This is a genomic window from Pontibacter mucosus, assembly GCF_003054055.1.
Lineage (GTDB): Bacteria > Bacteroidota > Bacteroidia > Cytophagales > Hymenobacteraceae > Pontibacter > Pontibacter mucosus.
Map to the genome: position 1 here is coordinate 92,364 of NZ_QBKI01000013.1, position 19,883 is coordinate 112,246.

Genomic DNA, 19,883 nt, shown 5'->3' on the forward strand with positions numbered 1-19,883 from the left:
GAAAGTTTGCCAAGACTTTCCCTCACATCTATCAGGTAGTATTGGATAACCTTTATCAGTAACGATATGGAAGAATCCAGCGAAATCAAAAAACTTTACTCCTTCCTGCAGGGACTTATCTACTTCACCATTGTGGTAGAGGCAGCTGTTTTCCTCTTTATGGATTCGGACAGTATGTATCAGCTGCAGCCTGTACTGCGCAAGGTAAAGCGCATGGCTATTTATGAGCACATCTACTTCTCCAAAGCTTTTACCTTCGGTTTGATTCTGATCGTGAGCATTGGCACAAAGGCCAGGAAGAACCTGAACCTCGACCCGCTCCGGCATATCTTCCTTCCCTTACTCATCGGCTGCGCCTTTTTCTTTGGCTCGGGTTTCTTTTATTACTCTGAAAGCAGCCGTATTCTTTTCTGGGATGTGTCCCTGTCTGATGCGGCTTACATCCTGCTCTCTTTCTTAGGTGCGGTGATGATTCATATAGCCTTGGATAACATCTCCAAGCATATACAGCACCGATTGATGAAGGACAAATTCAACGTGGAGAATGAGTCCTTTGAGCAGTCCAGGAAACCGGTGCATACGCCTTACTCGGTGAATATCCCAATGCTTTACTATTACCAAAAGCGGATACAGCGCGGGTGGCTCAACGTGGTGAACCCCTTTCGGGCAACATTGCTGATCGGTACACCTGGCTCTGGAAAATCTTTCTCAGTGGTGTTGCCTTTTATCAAACAGCTTCTGGGAAAAGGCTTCTCTTTGATGGTCTACGACTTCAAATTTCCGGACCTTGCCAAAACGACTTATTACCATTACCTGGTCAATAGAAAGAGAGGGGTACTGAAAAACCACAGGTTCCATGTCATCAATTTTAACAGCGTAGAGCACAGCAGGAGGTTTAACCCTTTAAAGCCAGAATACCTACCTACCCTGGCCGATGCCACCGAAACGGCTGAGGCGCTGCTGGAGGCTCTGCGGAAAGGAGACAGGGACTCAGGGACTGCTCAATTCTTCAATCAATCAGCCGTTAATTTCCTGGCCAGCTGCATCTACTTTCTGAGCCGCCACGAAGGGGGGCGGTATTCTTCGTTTCCGCATGTGCTTTCCTTCATTAACCTAAGCTATGATCAGATTTTCGAGGTGCTCTTTTCCGAACCTGAGCTGGAGAGTCTGCTTTCGCCTTTTGCCACAGCATATAAAAACAGAGCTTTTGAGCAGCTGGAAGGGCAGATTGGCACCTTAAAGATTAATATTGGCCGGCTGGCCACAAAAGAAACCTTCTGGGTATTATCAGGAGACGACTTTAATTTAAAGATAACGGACCGGGAAAATCCTTCTGTTTTGGTGATTGCAAATGACCCGGCCACACAGAGCATTAACAGCGCCTGCAATGCGCTTATCCTCAATCGCATGACACGCCTGATCAATACAAAGGGGAACTTGCCCTGTGGGCTGATCGTAGATGAGTCTCCCACGCTTTACATACACCGGGTGGAGAACCTGATCGCTACCGCCAGGAGTAACAAGATAGCTGTGCTGCTGGGTTTACAGGAACTACCGCAGCTGCGGCAGCAGTATGGCAGGGAAACAGCCGACACCATTTGCTCGGTAGCGGCCAATGTACTCTCGGGCTCTGCCCGTAATAAAGAAACGCTTGACTGGCTGGAGAAACTGTTTGGTAGGGTGAGGCAGCTAAAGGAGGGGCTCAGCGTGGACCGGAACCGTACCTCGGTGAACATGAATGAGGAAATGGGACCGCTGATTCCGGCATCCAAAATAGCCAATTTGCAGGCTGGTGAACTGGTAGGACAGGTGGCTTCCGATAGCGAAGAGTATAGCGGGAAGTATGTTGCCAGTACCTACCACTGTAAAATTAATTTAGACCTCGATAACATACAACAGGAAGAAAAGCAGTATCTTGACCTGCCAAAATTTTATAACTTTGGTACCCCCGACCAAAAAGACCAAATCCTGAGAGCAAACTACAATAAAATTAGGAATGAGGTTAAGACACTAATCACAGCGTTACAGGTATGAGCGTAAGCATACAGGAGTTAGGCCAAAGGCTAAAGCTGCTGCGGAAGCGGCTTGATTTATCGCAGGAAAGCCTGGCAGAGTCCATGGGGGTGAACCAGAACCAGATATCCCGGCTGGAGAACGGGGTGGGAGGGACGATCGAATTGCTTTTGCTTCTGTTCAGCTTCTACAGCAAGTACTTTCACGTGGACCTTCTTTTTTCCGACAACTTCGACATCCTGGAGAAGCACGAGAAACTGTCCAACAGCCACAGCCTCAACAGCATTGCCGTTGAAAAGCTGAAGCTCGCCCAAAGTGAATTTTCCACGCAGATTGAGGAGGTGATTCGGTTGCTGGATACCCCCTGATTCATTTTGTTTCTACAGCCAATTTTTCAATAATCTTTCTTGATTTATCTTGTTTAAAAGATGAATGGTTAACACTTTTCTGGACGAGTCGTAAATCCAGGAAGCAGTACATTAATTCTTGATGTTTCTTCCACAATTATAGGCTTCTTTTGTTAAGAAGCCTAAACCGTACTTCAATCAACTAATTGTGGAAGAATTATCTACAGCAGCTTCTATCCTGTTGAATTGGCGGGCATGGTACGGTGCCATAGCTACAGAATACACAACAATCGCCCTGCCTTGGCTTCAAGATAGCCTCACATTGTTCGCACTGGTAAAAGTACTGGCAAGCGTCTACAGGCATTTGTTCTTCTTTTTGATGCCCACAGTGCGGGCAAGTAATTGTTGATTGAAGTACAGTTACCATTATTGTTTATTTACTTCTGTCACTTTATAGCCTGTGGCTAGCACGGCTTTTTCAATCTGCTTTACATCTGTCTTGGACTTGTCAAACTGCACCAGCGTATTGCCGTTGGCATAGGAAGTCTTCACCTTCAGGATACCAGCCAGCTTGTTGACTTCGCTGTTCACGTGCCCTTCACAACCAGCGCAGGTCATTCCCTTTATTTTGATTTCTACTGTCTGGACATTTGCTTTGTTAGCCGCTACCTGTTGTCCTTGTGCCTGTGGATAGAAGACATGGGCATAGGAAGGAAAGGCCAGCATCACAGCGACAAACACGGTTACAATGGACAAGAAGTTTTTGCTTTGCATAAAGTTAGGTTTAGTATTCGTATTACAATCACAATCTTTTTTGTTGACAGGCTTTAGCTTCTGGTACCAGGCAAAGGCTAACGTCAGCGCTGTTAAACCTATCAAGTAAGGGCGCAGTGGCTCCAGCCATGAAAAAGCAGTGACAACACCGCTAGCTCCCGCCATAATTGCCAGTAGGAGAGAAATGCAGCAAAGCGAGGCTGCAACGGCAGATATTACACCTGCCCCTATCCATACCTTTGCTGCAGGCGTTTCCTTGCTCTTTGTAGATGGTATTCCTTGGCTTTTCATGGTGTGGTATTTATGGTAGCGTTTGCAAGAAAATTAAACTGGCGCTGGAGCAACTTTTGGGCTTTAGGGGTAAGCGCATAGAAAATGGTTTGGCCGGTTTTCTTTGCTGTGATAAGACCGCCCTCTTTAAGTTTGCGCAAGTGTTGCGAGATAGCAGGAACAGACATATACAGTATGTCGCTTATGTCGCAGGGACACAACTCCCCTTCCTCTTTGAGAAGGAAAAGTATTTTTAGTCGAGCCTCACTTCCGGCCAGGCTCAGTGTGCTGGAAAGCAACTGAATAGGGTCCGTTAAGTCCTCTATTCTCCTTCTGCAGGAACTTATCTGCTTTTTAATTAGCATAAACCCTTATGCAGGGTGACTGTTTCTCTTGCTCCATTTGGAAGGTGTTTTTCTGGTACAGGTAATTTATACTACAAAAGTAGAATAATTTTACTATTAAAGAGAATGCTTAAATACAACCATTGCCCGATTTTATTTGATATGCAAGGCAGAGTGGTAATTGGAGGACTTAGAAGGCTAATTCTCTGCCAGGGATGAATTATCTATCTCAAATTTCGGTCATTTGTTAAGATGGCCAACCTTTCACTTGAACCCGATTGCAACCCGAAATCAAGCCTATTGCAAACCGTTTACAGATCAGAAATTACCTGTTTTCAAGTTGCTTCATCTCCGATGTTGAGCCTTTACCAGTTGTAATTTATCTGCCTCAGAAAGTTAAGGAAACAAGCTACAGCTTCCACAAAGCTGATTCTGCGGCTGTCCTTACTGCCTCAGTCAAACTTGATCCGCTGTATCCGCACGGCATTAAGGATGGCCAGTAAGGCTACCCCCACATCGGCGAACACCGCCTCCCACATGGTAGCTAAACCGCCAGCACCCAGGATCAGCACGATGGCCTTCACACCGAAAGCCAGGGCGATGTTCTGCCAAACGACCTGCCTGGTCTTTTTACCGATATTGATGGCCGTGGCTATCTTGGAAGGATGATCTGTCTGAATCACCACGTCCGCCGTCTCGATGGCCGCATCGGACCCCAGCCCGCCCATGGCCATGCCCACGTCTGCGAGCGTTATCACGGGCGCATCATTGATGCCATCCCCCACAAAGGCCACAGTTCGGCCTTCCGCTTTCAGCTCTTCCACTTTGTTCACCTTGTCCTGCGGCAGAAGCCCGCCATATGCCTCGTCCAGTTTCAGTTCGCCCGCCACTTTCTGCACAATCGAGTTCTTGTCGCCGGAGAGCATCACCAGCCTTTTCACCCCTAGCTCCCGCATCCTTCTTACAGCCAGCGGCGCATCCTCCTTAACTTTGTCGGCGATGGTGATATAGCCAACGTAAGCTCCGCCCACAGCCACTACCACGATCGTTTCTACGATCTCCTTCAGGCTCGGGTCAAAAGCAACATGAAACTTCTCCAGCAACCTGGTATTTCCCACCAGCAGTTCTTTGCCGTCCACCTTACCTTTCAGCCCATGCCCGGATATCTCCTCCACCTGCTCCACACGGTGTTGTGTATATGCCTGGCCTGCCTCGGCCATAATGGCCTGCGCGATTGGATGCGTGGACTTGCTCTCCAGCGCAGCCACGGCCGTCAGGAACCAGGATTTGTCATCCAGAACCGTCTCCACTTGCTGTACCTTAAACACCCCCTCTGTCAAAGTGCCGGTCTTGTCCATGACCACCGTATCCACCTGCGTCATCAGGTCCAGAAAGTTAGAGCCTTTAAAGAGCAAACCGTTGCGCGAGGCCGCCCCAATACCTCCAAAGTAGCCTAACGGGATAGAGATCACCAGTGCGCAGGGGCAGGAGATCACCAGGAAGATCAAGGCCCGGTACAGCCATTGGTTGAAGTCATAGGCTTCCACGAAAAAGTATGGGATGAACACCAGGCCCACGGCCAGAAAGAACACGATGGGCGTGTAGACTTTGGCGAACCGGGTGATGAACTGCTGCGTTTTGGCCTTCCGGCTGCCAGCCTCCTCCACCAGTTTCAGGATCTTTGACAGGGCACTGTTCTCGTACGCAGAGCTTACCCGAAGCTCTATCACCCGATCCAGGTTGATCATACCGGCCAGTACCGTCTCCCCCTTTAGTTTCGTGTCAGGCTTCGACTCACCGGTGAGAGCGGCGGTGTTGAAGGAGGAGCGTTCGGAGAGCAGCTCCCCGTCCAGGGCTACCTTCTCACCGGCCTTTACCTGCACCACGTCGCCCACCTTCACTTCTTTTGCCTTCACGTTAATTATGCCCTTCTCAGTCACCAGCCCTACTTCATCAGGCCGGTTGTCGATCATTGCCTTGATGGAGCGGCGGGAGCGCAACACGGCCGCTTCCTGAAAGTGCTCTCCAACCACGTAGAAGAGCATCACGGCCACGCCCTCGGCATATTCTCCGATGTAAAAAGCCCCCAGCGTGGCCATGCTCATCAAGAAGAACTCGTTGAAGAAACTGCCCCGAAGGCTCCTTATGGCGTGCCACACCACGCGCCAGCCCACCAGCACGTAGGCGATGCCGTACACGACCAGCCTCACATAGCCGGTAAACCAGGGCGTGTCGAGGTAGTCCAGCAGGATGCCGCCCAATAGCAGGATAAGGCTAAGCGCTGTAGGAATGTAGGATGATTTGGCTTCCTCCTCGGCGTGCTCGTGCTCCACGGCACCTGCCTGTTTTGTCTTTCCGTCCACGGAGCAGCACTCGGCCCCCACATTAGGGCCGGGAGCTTCCGCCGTGCGGGGCGAAGTGATCTCCAACGGCTTAAAGTCTTCTTCTATGTTTTTGGCTATGTCGTTTTTCTTTTCCATAGTGGTGAATGCTTAATGGTTAACGGGCATTCTGAATGATCAGCTGCAGCTCATCGGGAATCGGCATAGGCCGGAGCGGCGGCACGTTGGCACCACCGGTGTTTCCAACCGGTATCATCCCTGCCCATGACTTCACTCCCCCGACCAGCAGGCGGGGAAACTGCCCTACTATCTCCTTAGCGTTCTTGGTTTTAAAACCAAACAAAAGCATATACCAGTGTACGGCAGTGTGCTCTATGGGGTAAGGCTGCCCCAGAATGTGCGCCCGCTCCAGATGCCGCCATGCCTCAGCAGCAAGCCCCTGCTGCCATAGCGTGCGGTAAGAGGTTAGCTCCTGTCGGTAATAAGCCCGGAGGGGTGTGGGCATGCTCCAGTTAAATTTCATGGTCCTTCTCTTGTTTTCTTTTACAAAAGTACTGCCCAGCCGCCTGCAATTGCATTGCATTGTTTAGCTGCAGTTGCCGCAGGTACCCTTGATCACCAGGTTAATTTCTTCCTGCTTAAAGTTGTCCGGCAGGGGGATTTTAGGGATGCGGGACTTGGGCAGGCAAATTGTTTCTTGGCATTTATTGCAAAAGAAATGCACGTGCATATCCTCCGGAGCGCATTCACAGCCTTCTTCGCAAATCGCATACTTTACCGAACCGGTGCCATCCATAATGCTATGCACCAGCCCCTTTTCCTCGAATGTTTTCAGGGTACGGTATAGAGTGATGCGGTCTGAGCGGTAAAAAGCTGCCTCCAGGTCGCTGAGGCTCACAGCTGTCTGTTGCGATAGAAGAAAGTCCAGCACCAGCAGACGCATGGCTGTTGGCTTGATCTCTTTCTCCAGCAGGATGTTGTCTAATTTCTGTAGCATGGTTTAGAACTTGGTTGCTTTTATTTTCTAGGCATGTATAATGATGCAGGTACCTAGCAACGCGATCAAGGCTCCAACAATATCCCACTTATCTGGTCTATGGCCATCTACCTTCCAGCCCCAGACCAGGGACATGATGATGAAGAATCCTCCGTAGGTGACTATCACGCCATAGAGCACAAGGGCCACAGCCCCTACTGCTCCATACTAGGTAACCTCCCCTAATTTCACACAAGCCTGCTAAAAAGGCTCCCATATGATTTTACTATGTCCATTTTTGGTTTTTTGTTGAAGCTGGGGTGCAGCATTTCCTATCTACTTTGCCAGCTTTAGGATCCTGAACGCTCCTCTCATAACAATTACAAATACAGCCGCACCAACAATCAAATCAGGGAGGGCAGAATCAGAAAAGAGTACCAGCAAGCCTGCCAGAATCACACCTCCGTTGATGATGATATCGTTCGAGGTAAAAATCATACTTGCCTGCATGTGCGCTTCTTTGCTTTTCCCCTTCTGCAACAGGTACAGACAGAAAGCGTTGGCTACCAAAGCAAGGATGGACACTACGATCATCGTGCGGAAATCGGGCAGTGGCTCCTCTCCAATAAATCTGCGTAACACCTCTACAAAGCCAACTACAGCCAGGGTAAGTTGAAAATAGCCACTTGCTCTGGCAACGCTTTTTTTTCTGGCAATGGTGCTGCCTACTGCAAACAGGCTCAGCCCGTATACCAGTGCATCTGCCAGCATATCCAGTGAATCGGCTACCAATCCCATTGACTTGGATAGGAGCCCCGTTACCATCTCCACTACAAAGAAACCAAAGTTTATCAGCAGCACTGTCCATAGGAGCCTGCTTTGCCCTTGTGTGTCTTCTAACGTTAGCTCCTGCTCCGTACGTTCTGTTGTTACTAACGAGGAGCCTAGTCCCAGTTCATGGATGGAGGCTTCTATGGTTTGCAGTTCCCCCGTGTGGAACACAGTGAGCTGGCGGCTGGGTAGATCGAATTCCAGACTTTTTACTGTGGGCATTCCATCAAGCTTCATGCGCACCATGTTTTCCTCGGAAGCGCAATCCATCTGCTTTATCTTGAAGGTTGATTTATCCATTTTCTATAAGAAAGGTTAAAATGTAACAAAGCTAGTATAGTCGCTTCCATAAAGAGCGACTATACTAGCTGCAGGTTAGTGATGACCGCCTTCTTCCTCGGCATTGCGCATCTTCGAAAGCAGTGAATAAGCACCTTTTATTACAAAGTTTCCGGCAGCCGTATCTACTCCAGCTGGGAGCGCCACCTGTACAAAGCCCCCCTGCTCCACGCCGCGCTCCACGGGTACCATTCTAAACTTCTTCATCAGGGCGTCTCCTTCTTGCTCCTGCCCTGTGTAGAGAAAGACAAACGAAGCATTGTTTTCCTGCACTACCGCCGCCTCCGGTAAGGCGAGTACCTGCTTGTCATCCAGTGCCACCTGGGCCTGCACGTACATGCCCGGTGCCAGGTCCTTGTCTTCCTCTTCCATGTGGGCATGCACACGCACGGTGCGTTCCGGGCTGATTTCTTTGCCGATCAGGAAAATGGTGGCTTCGCGCTGAGCCGCGCTTTCTCCAGGCAAGGAGTAGCGCACCGCTTGCCCTTTCTTGAGCGAAGTCAGGTCTTTTTCAAACACGGTTAGCTCCACGTGCAGGTGCTCGGTATCGGCGATGCGGAACAGCACGTCCGTGGGGGCAACATACTGCCCCACGTCTGCCTTGACATAAGTGATATAGCCTTCTAAAGGCGCATGGAGCGGCAGTATGCGTCTGATTTTTGCGCTTCGAAGGGAGCCGTTCGTGATGCCGATGATAGCCAACCGCTCCTCCAAGGCCTGTACCCGCGCCTGCACGCTTCTGTACTCGGCCACCGTTTGCTGGTAGGTCTTGGCAGAGGACACCTGCTCCTCATGCAGTTCCTGCTGGCGCTTGTACTCCAGTTCCAGGTAATCCAGGCGGTTCTTTTCTTTCAGGTAGTCTTCCTGCAGCGTCACAAATTCCGGATTTTCGATGGTAGCCAGCAGGTCGCCTTTCTTAACATAGGTGCCTTCCAGCACCTGGGTTTTCCGGATAAACCCGCCAAGAGGAGCCGTTACAGAAGCCATGTTCTGTGGCGGTAGGTCCAGCTTACCAGTGAGCGTGAGGGTGTTGCTCAAGTTGCGCAGCTGCGGCTTGCCTAAGGCAATGCCTGCCACCTGGTACTGCTCTTCCGTTAGTTCGGCACTTGCCGGGCTCTCTTCTTCATGCGCTTCTTCTTCCCGGTGCCCGGGCTCCTGAGCAGTTTCTGCTTCGTTGCCGCAGGCGCTAAACAGGAATAGCCCCATGAAATATACTATATAGCTGATCCTTTTCATTTCGGATGGATTCAAATTGATTAGTTGTTTTGATTTTCGATAAGAAACTGCAGCTCAATCACGGCCCGGTTGTAGGCGTGGAGTGTTTCCAGGTAGTTTGTCCGGATGAGGAGCCCCCTGTTTAGGTTCAGCACATAGTCCTGGTAACTGATTTCCCCTACCCGATAAGCTTTTGTGGCCTGCTCGATGATGAGCTGCGCCTGTGGCAGCGCGGTTGCCTCGTAGTAGGCCAGGCTGCTTTGCAGTTTTAACCCCTGCTGCAGGGCCGCCTCGGTATCTGCCAGTAGCTCATTGCGGGCTTGTTGCAGGTCCAGGTTGGCGGCATCGGCCTGCAGCTTGGCGGCTTGAATGCGTCGCTGCTGCGGTTTTGGCCAAAGGGGTATGGCCACGCCGAACGACACTTCCTGCGCCGGCTCCACATCGGCAATGACGCTTTCGTGGGTGCCCCCTAAGGTGCGGTTGGTGTATCCCACCTGCAGGTCTGGCAGGAGCCTTGCCCGCTCCACCTTTGTCTCGGCCTGCCTCACTTCTACCTGTTGCCGTGCCAGCTGCAGGCGTGGATGCTGCTCCAGCATATCTTCGGTAACCGTTGGGAATGGCAGCTTTTGCAGAACGGTGTCTGCCGGAGCGACACCTGCATCTGTCGCTAAGATAGCCTGCAGTCGCTCCTGGAAAATGGCCCTGTCTGCTTCTACCTGGAAGGCGTTGTTGCGCACTTCCGACAGCTGCGCCTCGGCTGTTACCCTTTCGAGCAGGTTTGTCTCCCCGGTTCGCAGTCTGACCTGGGCTGCTCTCAGAAACTGCGCATACAGGCTGTCCTGGTAACGGAGCAAGCTCAGCTGCGAAAGGGTGTACACCAAGCCGTAGTAGTTCAGCCTGACATCCCTCACAATCTCCCGTTGGCGCTGTGACAGGTTGAGCCTGCTTACCTGGGTGAGCTCTTCCGCCAGCTTAGCCTGATGGGCGTATACCGTGGGGAACGGGAGCGACTGGGACACGGAGATCTCCTTGTCATACGCACCCGTCGAAAGCTTGCCCGTAGAGTACTGCACCTGGGTTTTTTCCATATCCCAGGCTGCCCCTTTCAGTGCCTCTGTTCTTTTCATACCCAGCTTGGCAGCTCCTACACTTGGGTTCCGGTCAAGTGCCTGGGAAACCGCTTCGGGCAACGTGTACACCTTTGCGCCTTGCTGCGCCTTTGCCTGCTGCGGTGCGGCAAGCGACAGCACGGTGAAAGCGGCCAGCAGGAAGAGAAAGGCCGTATCCGCCGAAAGTCCGCCCTTTGCTTTTTTACGCTGATATTTCATGTAATAACCTTCTAATAAAACATACAGTACGGGCAGCACGATCAGGGTCAGCAGGGTGGATGTGATCAGGCCACCGATCACGACGGTAGCCAATGGTTTCTGTACTTCCGCGCCTGCCGTGGTGGAGAGCGCCATCGGCAGAAAGCCCAGCGAAGCCACGGTAGCCGTCATCAGCACCGGGCGCAAACGTATCGATGTACCGTCCAGCACCACATCGCGCAGGCTTAGGTCGGGGTATTCTTTTCGCTGCCTGTTAAACTCGGCAATGAGCACGATGCCGTTCAGCACGGCCACGCCGAAGAGAGCGATAAAACCTACCCCGGCGGAGATACTAAACGGCATGCCGCGCACCCACAGGGCCAGCACGCCCCCAATGGCCGAGAACGGGATGGCGGTGAAGATGAGCAGCGAGAACCGTACGGATTTAAAAGTAAAGTAGAGCAGCAAAAAGATAAGCGCCAGGGCAGCAGGCACGGCCACCGAAAGCCGCTCGTTGGCCTGCTCCAGGTTTTCAAACTGCCCACCATAGGTCACAAAGTACCCGGTCGGCAGCTGAACCGCGCGGTCGATCTTATCCTGTACTTCTTCCACCACGCTGGCAATATCCCGGCCCCGCACGTTGAAGCCTACGATGATGCGCCTCTGGGCGTCTTCCCGCTGAATTTGGTTCGGCCCCTGTTGATAGTGCACATTTGCTAGCTGCTCCAGCGGCACCTGCATGCCGTTGGGCACTGTGACGTAAAGCTGCCGCACGTCATCTATACTTTGCCGCTCTTCCTGCGCAAGCCTGACCACAAGCTCAAAGCGGCGGTCGCCCTCGTACACCATGCCCGCACTCTGCCCGGCAAAGGCGGAGTTGATGACCTGGTTTACCGTTTCCACATCCAAGCCGAACTTGGCAATCTGGTCGCGGTTAATGTCCACCACAATCTGCGGCAGGCCTGACACTTGCTCCACGTACAGGTCTTCCGCCCCCTCTACCGTTGACACCACACGGCCTACTTCCTGGGAAAGGCGCGTCAGTTCCTGCAGGTCTTCCCCGAATATCTTGATGCCCACATCCTGGCGCACCCCCGAAATCAGCTCGTTGGAGCGCAACTGTATGGGCTGGGAAACGCCGAAGGTGACACCCGGAATGGCTTCCAGGGCTTCGGTCATCTTACTGGCCAATTCTTCGCGGGTGTCGGCGCTGGTCCACTCTTCCTTGTCTTTGAGTATAATGGTCACGTCCGCCGCCTCCATCGGCATCGGGTCTGTCGGTATCTCAGCAGCCCCGATCTTGCTGATCACTTCCTTTACTTCCGGAAACCGCTCCTTCAGGATTCGGGAAGCCAGCGTCACTTTCTCGACGGTCTCGGACAAGGAACTGCCCGTCAGCAGCCTGGTCTCCAGGGCAAAGTCGCCTTCGTCCAGCGTGGGTATAAACTCGCTGCCCATGCGCGAGAAGAGCAGCAGGGCCAGGGCAAACAAGCCAACGGCTACCAGCAGCACCAATGCTTTCAACCGTAAGGCTCCTTTGATGACGGGACTGTACAGGCGCTGGAAGAAGTCCATCATCCTGTCGGAGAAGTTCCGCTTGTGCGCCGTGTTCTTGCTCAGCACCAGCGCCGACATCATCGGCACATACGTCAGGGAAAGGATAAAAGCACCCAGAATGGCAAAGGAAACCGTCAGCGCCATCGGCCGGAACATCTTTCCTTCTATCCCCACCAGCACCAGGATAGGCAGGTACACGATCAGGATGATGATCTCGCCGAAAGCAGCCGACGTGCGGATCTTACGGGCCGACTCATATACTTCTTCGTCCATCTGGGCCTGGGTGAGCCTGTTGCCGCCACGCAAACCCAGGTGGTGCATGGTGGCTTCCACGATGATCACGGCGCCGTCCACGATGATGCCGAAGTCTATGGCCCCCAGGCTCATCAGGTTACCCGTTACATTAAACAGGCGCATCATGATGACGGCAAACAGCATAGCCAGCGGTATAACGGAAGCCACCACCAGACCGGCCCGCAGGTTCCCCAAAAAGAGCACGAGCACAAAGATTACGATCAGGGCTCCTTCGATCAGGTTCTTCTCTACCGTGCTGATGGCTCTGCCGATCAGCTCGCTCCGGTCCAGGAAGGCTTCCACGGCCACGCCTTCGGGCAGGGTCTTTCGGATCTGCTCCATGCGCTCCTTTACCCGCTCCACCACCTGGTTGGTGTTTTCGCCTTTGAGCAGCATCACAATGCCGCCTACTGCTTCGCCTTGGGCATCGGTCAGGGCGCCGTAGCGGTTGGCGGCGCCAAACTGCACCTGGGCAATATCCGAGATGAGGACCGGCGTGCCGTTGGAGGTGTTGCTGACCACCACCTTCTCTACTTCGCCCAGGCTCTCGATGAGCCCTTCGCTGCGCACAAAGTAGGCGTTCGGCTTTTTGTCGATGTAGGCTCCGCCGGTGTTGCCGTTGTTGCGCTCCAGGGCTGTGAGGACATCCGTGATACTCAGGCTGTGCGCCTTGAGCCTGTCTGGGTCTATGGCAATTTCGTACTGTTTCAGGTAGCCGCCGAAGCTGTTTACTTCTGCCACGCCGGGCGTGCCCAGCAGCTGCCGGCGGACGATCCAGTCCTGAATGGTGCGCAGCTCCATGGCCGTGTACCTGTCTTCGTAGCCTGGTTTGGCATGCACCACATACTGGTAAATCTCCCCCAGGCCAGTGGAAATAGGTGCCATCTCGGGGCTGCCGACGCCAGGTGGTATGTTTTCAGAAGCTTCCGTGAGCCGCTCTGCCACCTGCTGGCGTGCCCAGTAAACGTCCACGTTCTCTTTGAACACAATGGTCACCACCGAGAGCCCGAAACGGGAAATGGAGCGCACTTCCTCGATGTCGGGAATGGTGGCCATGGTCTGCTCCACCGGAAAGCTGATGAGCCGCTCCACTTCCTGGGCTGCCAGCGAAGGGCTGGAGGTGATGACTTGTACCTGGTTGTTGGTGATGTCCGGGACGGCATCAATGGGCAGCTGCGTCAGGGAATAGCCGCCCCATACAATAAGCCCCAGCGTTAAAATGCCGATGATGAGCTTATTGTAGATAGAAAAATGAATGATTTTATCTAACACTACATGATTGATTTAACCTAAAAAACCACATATACAACGTATATTCGCATGCCACTCTTAGCTGCATTGGCAATGCAGCAGGGCATGTTTTCCTGAACAGAAAAGGGTAGGTTAAACCTTAGGCGGGTGCCAGAAGGGGAACTCAGGCGAATAGGCGGCGTCATCAAGATAGGCGCTGCGGTACGTGCTTTGCGGATATGGCTGCGGCTCTGACGGCGGGGCTATCCAAGAGATGAGCGTAATGCCGCCACAGCAGTTGCACTCACACAGCGGCGAGCAAAGATCCTCGTCCTGCGCACCGTCCTGGTGAAAATCATCTGCCTGAACTGTCGTAGATTTGCCTTGGGCAAAGGCTGCGCCTTCATCTGCACACGGCAAGCACGCCATGGCCAGAATCACAATCGCCCAAATGACAGTCAGGTACTTCATGAATGCAAAGATAAGAATAATTTCGCAGTTGTACTGCTTTAGCAGCGCTGCAGTTACATACTTAGAACAAACGCTTAATTAACTACATAACTAATCTTATCTTAATAGATAGATTTCTTCAGTAATGGAAGTAGTCTAAGGTAAAATCAGTGCTGAGCCACAATGGTAAGTGAACGATATCTTTATATTTTATACAAATCATGTATAACTATTTTGTTTATATATAATTAATAATTAAAAAAATCAATAATTAATTTATAATATATACTTAAGTAATATTTTAACGTAGATTTAGTTAGAGATATCTATAATCTAAGTAGACTATGAACTTCGATATAAAAGATCTGCCTTACGGTCAGTTTGAGCGCTTGGGGATGAACAAGAAAGACGTACTTTCTATGAAATCTGAGGACTTGGTCAATCTACTGACTGGCCGGCGAACGAGCCTGAATACCTATACCATAAAGGATACTAATCTGGAGCCTCTTACCGTGGATGCCAAACTGAGCCTGAAGATGAATCCAGACAACACCTTATCGCTAATGATCCACCCGATACGAAGGGAGATACAGAACGAGATTGGAGCCAGTAAGCAGGAGCTGGAGAAGCTGCTAGACGGAGAGCTATTGGTAAAGCCGTTTAAGTCGCTGAATGGTGAGAAGGAACTGTATGTTTTCCAATTGGATAAGGAGACCAATGAGATTCTAAGGGTAAGGGTACGGGATATCCAAGTGCCCAGTGCTATCAGGGACATCGTGTTGAGTACTGATCAGAAAGAGCACCTGCGGCAAGGAGGTACCTTGGAGCTTTATTCCAAAGCTAAGGATCAGCTGATTACGGCCCGCCTGGATTTGAACAATCCTAAAGGACTGAAAATAATGGAGGGGCAGGTCTCAGTAAAAGAAAGCCATACCTTGGCAGTGAAGGAAACCCCTGTTGTGTCTATTAAACGTTAGCTTGCCTATGACTTTTCAGGAATACAGAGAGCAGGTGTCGATTATTCAGGTCGCCGAGTCGCTTGGCTATGTATTCGACCCCTTGAAGGGCAGAAAGAGCCCCGAGTTTAGGCACCCTGACGGAGACAGGATTATCATCAACAACCCGGGCGACAGCTCCCGGCAGATGTACTTTAATCGGGATGGCAGCAACGACAAGGGGTCCTTAATAGACTTCGTGTCCAATCGGCTGCACCGCTTCCAGGGAAGCTTCCGCAATGAGATCGACGGTATCAATAAGGTGCTGTCCCGATATGCCCATGCCTCTCAACCCAAAGCTCCAGCCTACGCTGCTACGGAAGCGAAGCCTTTTGACAAAAGCAGGTTTGTCGAATCGGAAGCCTCTGTTTTTAAGCTGCATTACCTGATCAAGGAACGAGGTCTCTCTAGCGAGACGGTGCAGCTGTTCCTGCCTTACATTAGGCTGGTGCGGGACGCGGAGAAGGATAACGCCTATACCAATATCGCCTTCCCACTGCAAAAGCCGGGTAGCAGTGAGACGATAGGCTACGACCTGCGCAATTATGGTTTTAAGGGCGTGGCAGCGGGCAGCGACCGCAAGCACGGTGTCTGGATAGCCGATTTTGCGCAGAACCTGGTTCTTACACGCCATGTCTACTTCGCAGAGAACCCTATAGATGCCATGAGCTTTTATCAGCTGGAGAAGGACAAACGGGACTTCAGTAACTCAGTATTCGTCTCGTTCGGCGGGGGAATGTCGAGGATGCAGGTGGAGCTTTCCCTGAAGGCGTGGCCGCATGCTCAAAAGCATACCATTTTCGATAACGATTACCAGGGTAAGATCTATGATATCTATCTGGCCACGGCGATAGCAGCTAAGCCTTACACCTTTACAAAGAATGCCGACAGTATCACCTTCAGTTTGGATGAGAAAAAGTTTGATATTCCTGTAGACAAGCTGAGCCTTTTTGCCTTTGAGAAGAACTCCGGTATTCGTTCTGGACTTCAGGTGCATAAGCCCCTTGGCCATAAAGACTATAACGACATCATACATCCCAAAAACGACCAGGAGAATCGTATTCCTATGAAAGTGAAGTTATGACCTTGAATCTAGTATAGCAGTCAAAGACATTAGGAGAGGAAATGCAGTTTCTGTGTCTCGACTGGCTGTTCCGGTTAATTACATCTCTGTAGAAAATATTTTTTCACCTAACTATAAACCATTTAATTTTTAGGCTATGAAAAAGCTATCTTTCTTCTCCCTTCTGTTATGTACAGTTCTATTTTTTGCTGGTTGTGATGACGAAGGCAAGGACCCTGTGCTGCCTGATACTGCTACCTATCGGGTCGACTACAGCCAGTCTGGGGATTATGAGAAATTCATTAAGATTATTACCATCGGAGGGGGCGATTTCAAAGTGAGGGGGACTACCGAGGCCATGCCGCCCGTGTTGTTTGACGGGAACCTTTCGGAGACCTCCTATTCCTTTGAAGCGGATAATGTAAGGGAACTTACCATTCATGCTGCCAATGAGTTTAGTGCTGTAGAGGATGGTCCTGCTTCTATGCAGATGCATTTTGTTATTTATAAGAACGGCAAGCAGATTGATGAGAAGACTTTTAGTTATAGTGAGGTTACAGGGGAGAAAAATGAATACCTGAATTATAAAGCGAATGAATAAGTAAGATTTTGGCTAGACCTCCAATGTCCTAGCAGATGATAGAAACTTATTGTTTGGGCTTAGTAACCATAAATAGCTATATATTTATTGTCTTATAATTTACCTTATGTTAAGTAGGCTTCATCTTATCCTTGTAAGTGATCTATAATACTTCCTCTCACCCCTATCATCTGTATATTTAAAGGCTTCACTAAACTCATCAATCCTTGCTACCAACCCAAGTAACGTTTGATTATTAATGCTTAGGATCGAGTTTGTTTCTAAGTGACTTAAGTAATTTGATAAGATGGACGGGATTACTGTATTCTGGAGAGCGTCCAATTGCTGTTGATCAAGTACACAGATGTTAGCCTGATGAGTTAGCTGAATGTGAGAATTGATTGCCTTTAAGCAATCGCTTATCATTCGCGAGTCTTCTCTCAAGGCAATGTCTAACGGTACAGGAATATCTAGCTTCTTTATCACCTCCATTATCTTCAACTCCAGATACTGTCTCATTAACAAAGCTCCTAAATTAGATTCCCCTGCTTGCAGACTCTCCACGATCCTGCTCCTTAAATTATCATTCCCGATCAAGTTGGCCGTTACACGTCCTTCTGGGGCCACACCACCAAGCTCATAATGCTGCCATTTGTCACTTAACCCAGAAGCTTGGGTGTTAAAATACTTCTTAAGAAGCCCATCATGGCTTAAGACTATTATCTGCAATCCATTGGGATTATTAGCAGTTGAAATGACTGAAAATAAAAGCTCTATTAAGCTTAGTTGGTTTCCTGCATCGAAGCTTGAGGTGACATCGTCTAAGATCAGAAACCTTGCTTTGGGTTTACTCCTGATTAGAGCTGCCAAATAAACAGAAACAGCGAAGGCATTACGGTATGATTCAGATAATAAGGGGGAAGCATAAAGATTTGTAGTGCTAAAAAATGAATCGAGTACAAGGTCCAAGTCCTGCTTGTTTGTGGCCCGCTTTAGACTAGGAACAACTCTATTGCTATTTATGATCCTTTGGAAGAAATTACGGGTGTCTTCTTCTATTTCAGAGCAGATCACTTGGCTTAAAGCTGTTTCTGCTTGGGTAATCTGAAAAGATATATTATTAATAAATTCCTTCCATCGCTCTATATGCTCACATTGATTTTTAAGTTCTATTCCCTCATCTCTGACTTTCGCGAGATGAGCAATGTCTTCTGCTAGTTTGCGTACGTCTGTAATTTTTTGGACAGTGTCCGTGATTGAAGGTGGAAGCTTATCGCTGATTTCTTTTATATCTATGTTAAGCTGTTTTTGCTGCTCTAGGATTAGCTTATCAGTGGCTTGTAACTTCTGCGTTAGCGACATAAATGACTCCTGATCTAGCTTTTCTGAGCTAATCATTAAATCGCCTTCCGCTATTGTGCTTATGGCATGAGCAGTCAACAAACTTTGTATTCTTAGATGCCTTCCCCTTCCCGTAAAAGAATTCCAAAGTCTTTTAATATCCTTGTCTGCCTGCTCGATTCGTTCGAACGAATCGAGCTTAGCTACCACAAAGTCATAAAGCGGGACACCTTCAAAGTTTAGATCAGCTGATTCGCAAAGCGGACAAGTAGCCTTAGGGTAGCTCAAGTCTTCGAAGATTTTTTTGGCTGCTTTATAGAGTGTGTGATATTCCTTCCCCAAGGTTGACTTTAAAAGTTTTTGTTTGCTTTCCACCAAGTTTGCCAACTCATTGAGCTGCTCAGTTTCAATGTCTATGCTGTCAGGTAATACCCTCTCTATTTCCCTTTTCAGGTTATCTTTTTTTATGAACTCAGTCTGAAGCTTACTTCCTTCAGTTTTCTTTAGAACATTTATAAGGCTTTCAAAATCAATGTGTTTGAATTCCTTTTCTGTAAGTATGTCTTTAAAAATGGAAATATTCTTCAATACAGAGATTGCCTGATACTCAAGTTTGGGAATATCATTTAGGTCTAAATGCGCTAATTCAAGTCTCCCTAAAGTCTCAATTATGGTATTGCGAGTTTTTCTATACTCATCTTGTTTAGCCTGGTGCTTTGTCTTTAATGTATCATAATTGTGATCGGTGTTTATGTTCTTCGTATTAGAGAGGGTATCTAACCTTTGCTTTAAGGCACTAATCTTAGAAAGACCGATAAGCATTGAGAAAGAACGCCCTCTTTCCAATGGTCTGTTGTCTATGAACGATCGGAATAAGTCATAGTCTATCATCAACCCATCATGGTTCAAAGACTTAAGCAATTCCTCTGGATCAGGATGATTTGGAGAAGTAACGATACGCTCTCCTGACCTCTCCTTCTGTATTAAGATGTCAACCGTCTCACTGCCATCATCAGCTTGCAAATTGATGCTTATAGTGGATCTACCAGTGGAATGGAAGTGATTGATGTAGTATTCTCCTGGGTTCTCTTTATTCTGTATATTCTTAAAGCGGGAAATCTCCGATTTGAAGGAAAAGCAAAGCGCATCGAATATTGAACTCTTCCCAGATGCATTAGGGGCAAAGACTGAGCAAACCTTATCGTGTGCAATCTTTAACTTTAATGGATGATTTTCATTGTTTATGCCCCTGAAGCCCTCTATTTCGATTTGCCTTAAGAAATACCTTTTCATTATTCAGACTGCTTATATACCGCTGAAACTTGTTGGGCAACTTTTGTTCTGAATTCAGATTTCAGATTGGATGCATCACTATCCACCCTTGTTAAAAGGTCCTTATTGTCAGCAATAATCTTCCCCAAAACAGGATCTTTTTGAATACAAAAGTTGAAGAATGCTTCTAAGTTCTCTTCCTGGGATTTAGAATCATCGAAATTAAAGTTATCCATTTGCTTTATTTAAACTGGTCAAAGTAAGGTTTCTTAAATGTAATCAATATTAAAGTATTTATTTATAAAAATATTGGATTGAACTTTGAAATTTTTTGTCTTCCTGC

At 49.3% G+C, this 19,883-nt stretch carries 18 protein-coding genes; 5 read left to right on the top strand and 13 right to left on the bottom strand.

Features of this window, described 5'->3' with window-relative positions:
• Positions 1-66 precede the first annotated feature (66 nt).
• Together C8N40_RS20485 and C8N40_RS20490 are read left to right on the top strand one after the other, a co-directional pair.
• A complete protein-coding gene (locus tag C8N40_RS20485; protein ID WP_108213682.1) occupies positions 67-2,034 on the top strand; it encodes a type IV secretory system conjugative DNA transfer family protein in 1,968 nt (655 codons plus the stop codon).
• Positions 2,031-2,381: a helix-turn-helix domain-containing protein gene (locus C8N40_RS20490; RefSeq protein WP_108213683.1), complete on the top strand. Its 351-nt coding sequence runs from the start codon at positions 2,031-2,033 to the stop codon at positions 2,379-2,381. Before C8N40_RS20485 ends, C8N40_RS20490 begins: the two co-directional genes overlap by 4 nt.
• Before the next feature lie 196 nt (positions 2,382-2,577).
• Here C8N40_RS20490 and C8N40_RS23210 read toward each other — a convergent pair whose 3' ends face one another.
• The 11 genes from C8N40_RS23210 to C8N40_RS20545 all read right to left on the bottom strand — a co-directional run bounded on the left by C8N40_RS23210 (position 2,578) and on the right by C8N40_RS20545 (position 14,310).
• Positions 2,578-2,787: a GDCCVxC domain-containing (seleno)protein gene (locus C8N40_RS23210; RefSeq protein ID WP_108213684.1), complete on the bottom strand. Its 210-nt coding sequence runs from the start codon at positions 2,785-2,787 to the stop codon at positions 2,578-2,580.
• The gene (merTP, locus tag C8N40_RS20500) at positions 2,787-3,425 is read right to left on the bottom strand and encodes a mercuric transport protein MerTP (protein ID WP_108213685.1); all 639 of its coding nucleotides are present in this window, start codon (positions 3,423-3,425) and stop codon (positions 2,787-2,789) included. The genes C8N40_RS23210 and merTP overlap by 1 nt, the downstream gene beginning before the upstream one ends.
• Positions 3,422-3,769, bottom strand: coding sequence for an ArsR/SmtB family transcription factor (locus C8N40_RS20505; RefSeq protein WP_245905205.1), 348 nt, complete (start codon positions 3,767-3,769; stop codon positions 3,422-3,424). Before C8N40_RS20505 ends, merTP begins: the two co-directional genes overlap by 4 nt.
• Positions 3,770-4,200: 431 nt before the next feature.
• Positions 4,201-6,228, bottom strand: coding sequence for a heavy metal translocating P-type ATPase (locus C8N40_RS20510; RefSeq protein ID WP_108213686.1), 2,028 nt, complete (start codon positions 6,226-6,228; stop codon positions 4,201-4,203).
• Between the two features lie 19 nt (positions 6,229-6,247).
• The gene (locus C8N40_RS20515) at positions 6,248-6,613 is read right to left on the bottom strand and encodes a DUF3703 domain-containing protein (protein WP_108213687.1); all 366 of its coding nucleotides are present in this window, start codon (positions 6,611-6,613) and stop codon (positions 6,248-6,250) included.
• A 63-nt stretch (positions 6,614-6,676) separates the two neighbouring features.
• Positions 6,677-7,087: a Fur family transcriptional regulator gene (locus C8N40_RS20520; RefSeq protein ID WP_108213688.1), complete on the bottom strand. Its 411-nt coding sequence runs from the start codon at positions 7,085-7,087 to the stop codon at positions 6,677-6,679.
• A gap of 27 nt (positions 7,088-7,114) precedes the next feature.
• Entirely contained in the window at positions 7,115-7,222 is a 108-nt protein-coding gene (locus C8N40_RS23215; protein WP_108213704.1) for a YnfA family protein, read from the bottom strand.
• A 180-nt stretch (positions 7,223-7,402) separates the two neighbouring features.
• Complete coding sequence (locus tag C8N40_RS20530) at positions 7,403-8,197, bottom strand: cation transporter (protein WP_108213689.1); 795 nt, start codon at positions 8,195-8,197, stop codon at positions 7,403-7,405.
• A gap of 75 nt (positions 8,198-8,272) precedes the next feature.
• Positions 8,273-9,442, bottom strand: coding sequence for an efflux RND transporter periplasmic adaptor subunit (locus tag C8N40_RS20535; RefSeq protein WP_170114173.1), 1,170 nt, complete (start codon positions 9,440-9,442; stop codon positions 8,273-8,275).
• A 50-nt stretch (positions 9,443-9,492) separates the two neighbouring features.
• The gene (locus tag C8N40_RS20540) at positions 9,493-13,881 is read right to left on the bottom strand and encodes a CusA/CzcA family heavy metal efflux RND transporter (RefSeq protein WP_108213691.1); all 4,389 of its coding nucleotides are present in this window, start codon (positions 13,879-13,881) and stop codon (positions 9,493-9,495) included.
• Between the two features lie 111 nt (positions 13,882-13,992).
• Entirely contained in the window at positions 13,993-14,310 is a 318-nt protein-coding gene (locus C8N40_RS20545) for a DUF6660 family protein (protein WP_108213692.1), read from the bottom strand.
• 323 nt (positions 14,311-14,633) lie between these two features.
• On the opposite strand from C8N40_RS20545, the gene C8N40_RS20550 reads away from it, so the two are divergent.
• From C8N40_RS20550 to C8N40_RS20560, 3 genes are all read left to right on the top strand, one after another.
• On the top strand, positions 14,634-15,266 hold the full coding sequence (locus tag C8N40_RS20550; RefSeq protein WP_108213693.1) for a DUF4099 domain-containing protein: 633 nt from the start codon (positions 14,634-14,636) through the stop codon (positions 15,264-15,266).
• Positions 15,267-15,273: 7 nt separating this feature from the next.
• Entirely contained in the window at positions 15,274-16,368 is a 1,095-nt protein-coding gene (locus tag C8N40_RS20555; protein WP_108213694.1) for a DUF3991 domain-containing protein, read from the top strand.
• A gap of 136 nt (positions 16,369-16,504) precedes the next feature.
• A complete protein-coding gene (locus C8N40_RS20560; RefSeq protein WP_108213695.1) occupies positions 16,505-16,948 on the top strand; it encodes a beta-barrel fold lipoprotein in 444 nt (147 codons plus the stop codon).
• 120 nt (positions 16,949-17,068) lie between these two features.
• Here C8N40_RS20560 and C8N40_RS20565 read toward each other — a convergent pair whose 3' ends face one another.
• Both C8N40_RS20565 and C8N40_RS20570 read right to left on the bottom strand, forming a co-directional pair.
• The gene (locus tag C8N40_RS20565) at positions 17,069-19,561 is read right to left on the bottom strand and encodes an ATP-binding protein (protein ID WP_108213696.1); all 2,493 of its coding nucleotides are present in this window, start codon (positions 19,559-19,561) and stop codon (positions 17,069-17,071) included.
• Positions 19,561-19,776 carry a hypothetical protein gene (locus C8N40_RS20570; protein WP_108213697.1) on the bottom strand — a complete coding sequence of 72 codons (216 nt, stop codon included), beginning with the start codon at positions 19,774-19,776 and terminating at the stop codon, positions 19,561-19,563. Before C8N40_RS20570 ends, C8N40_RS20565 begins: the two co-directional genes overlap by 1 nt.
• Between the last annotated feature and the right edge of the window lie 107 nt (positions 19,777-19,883).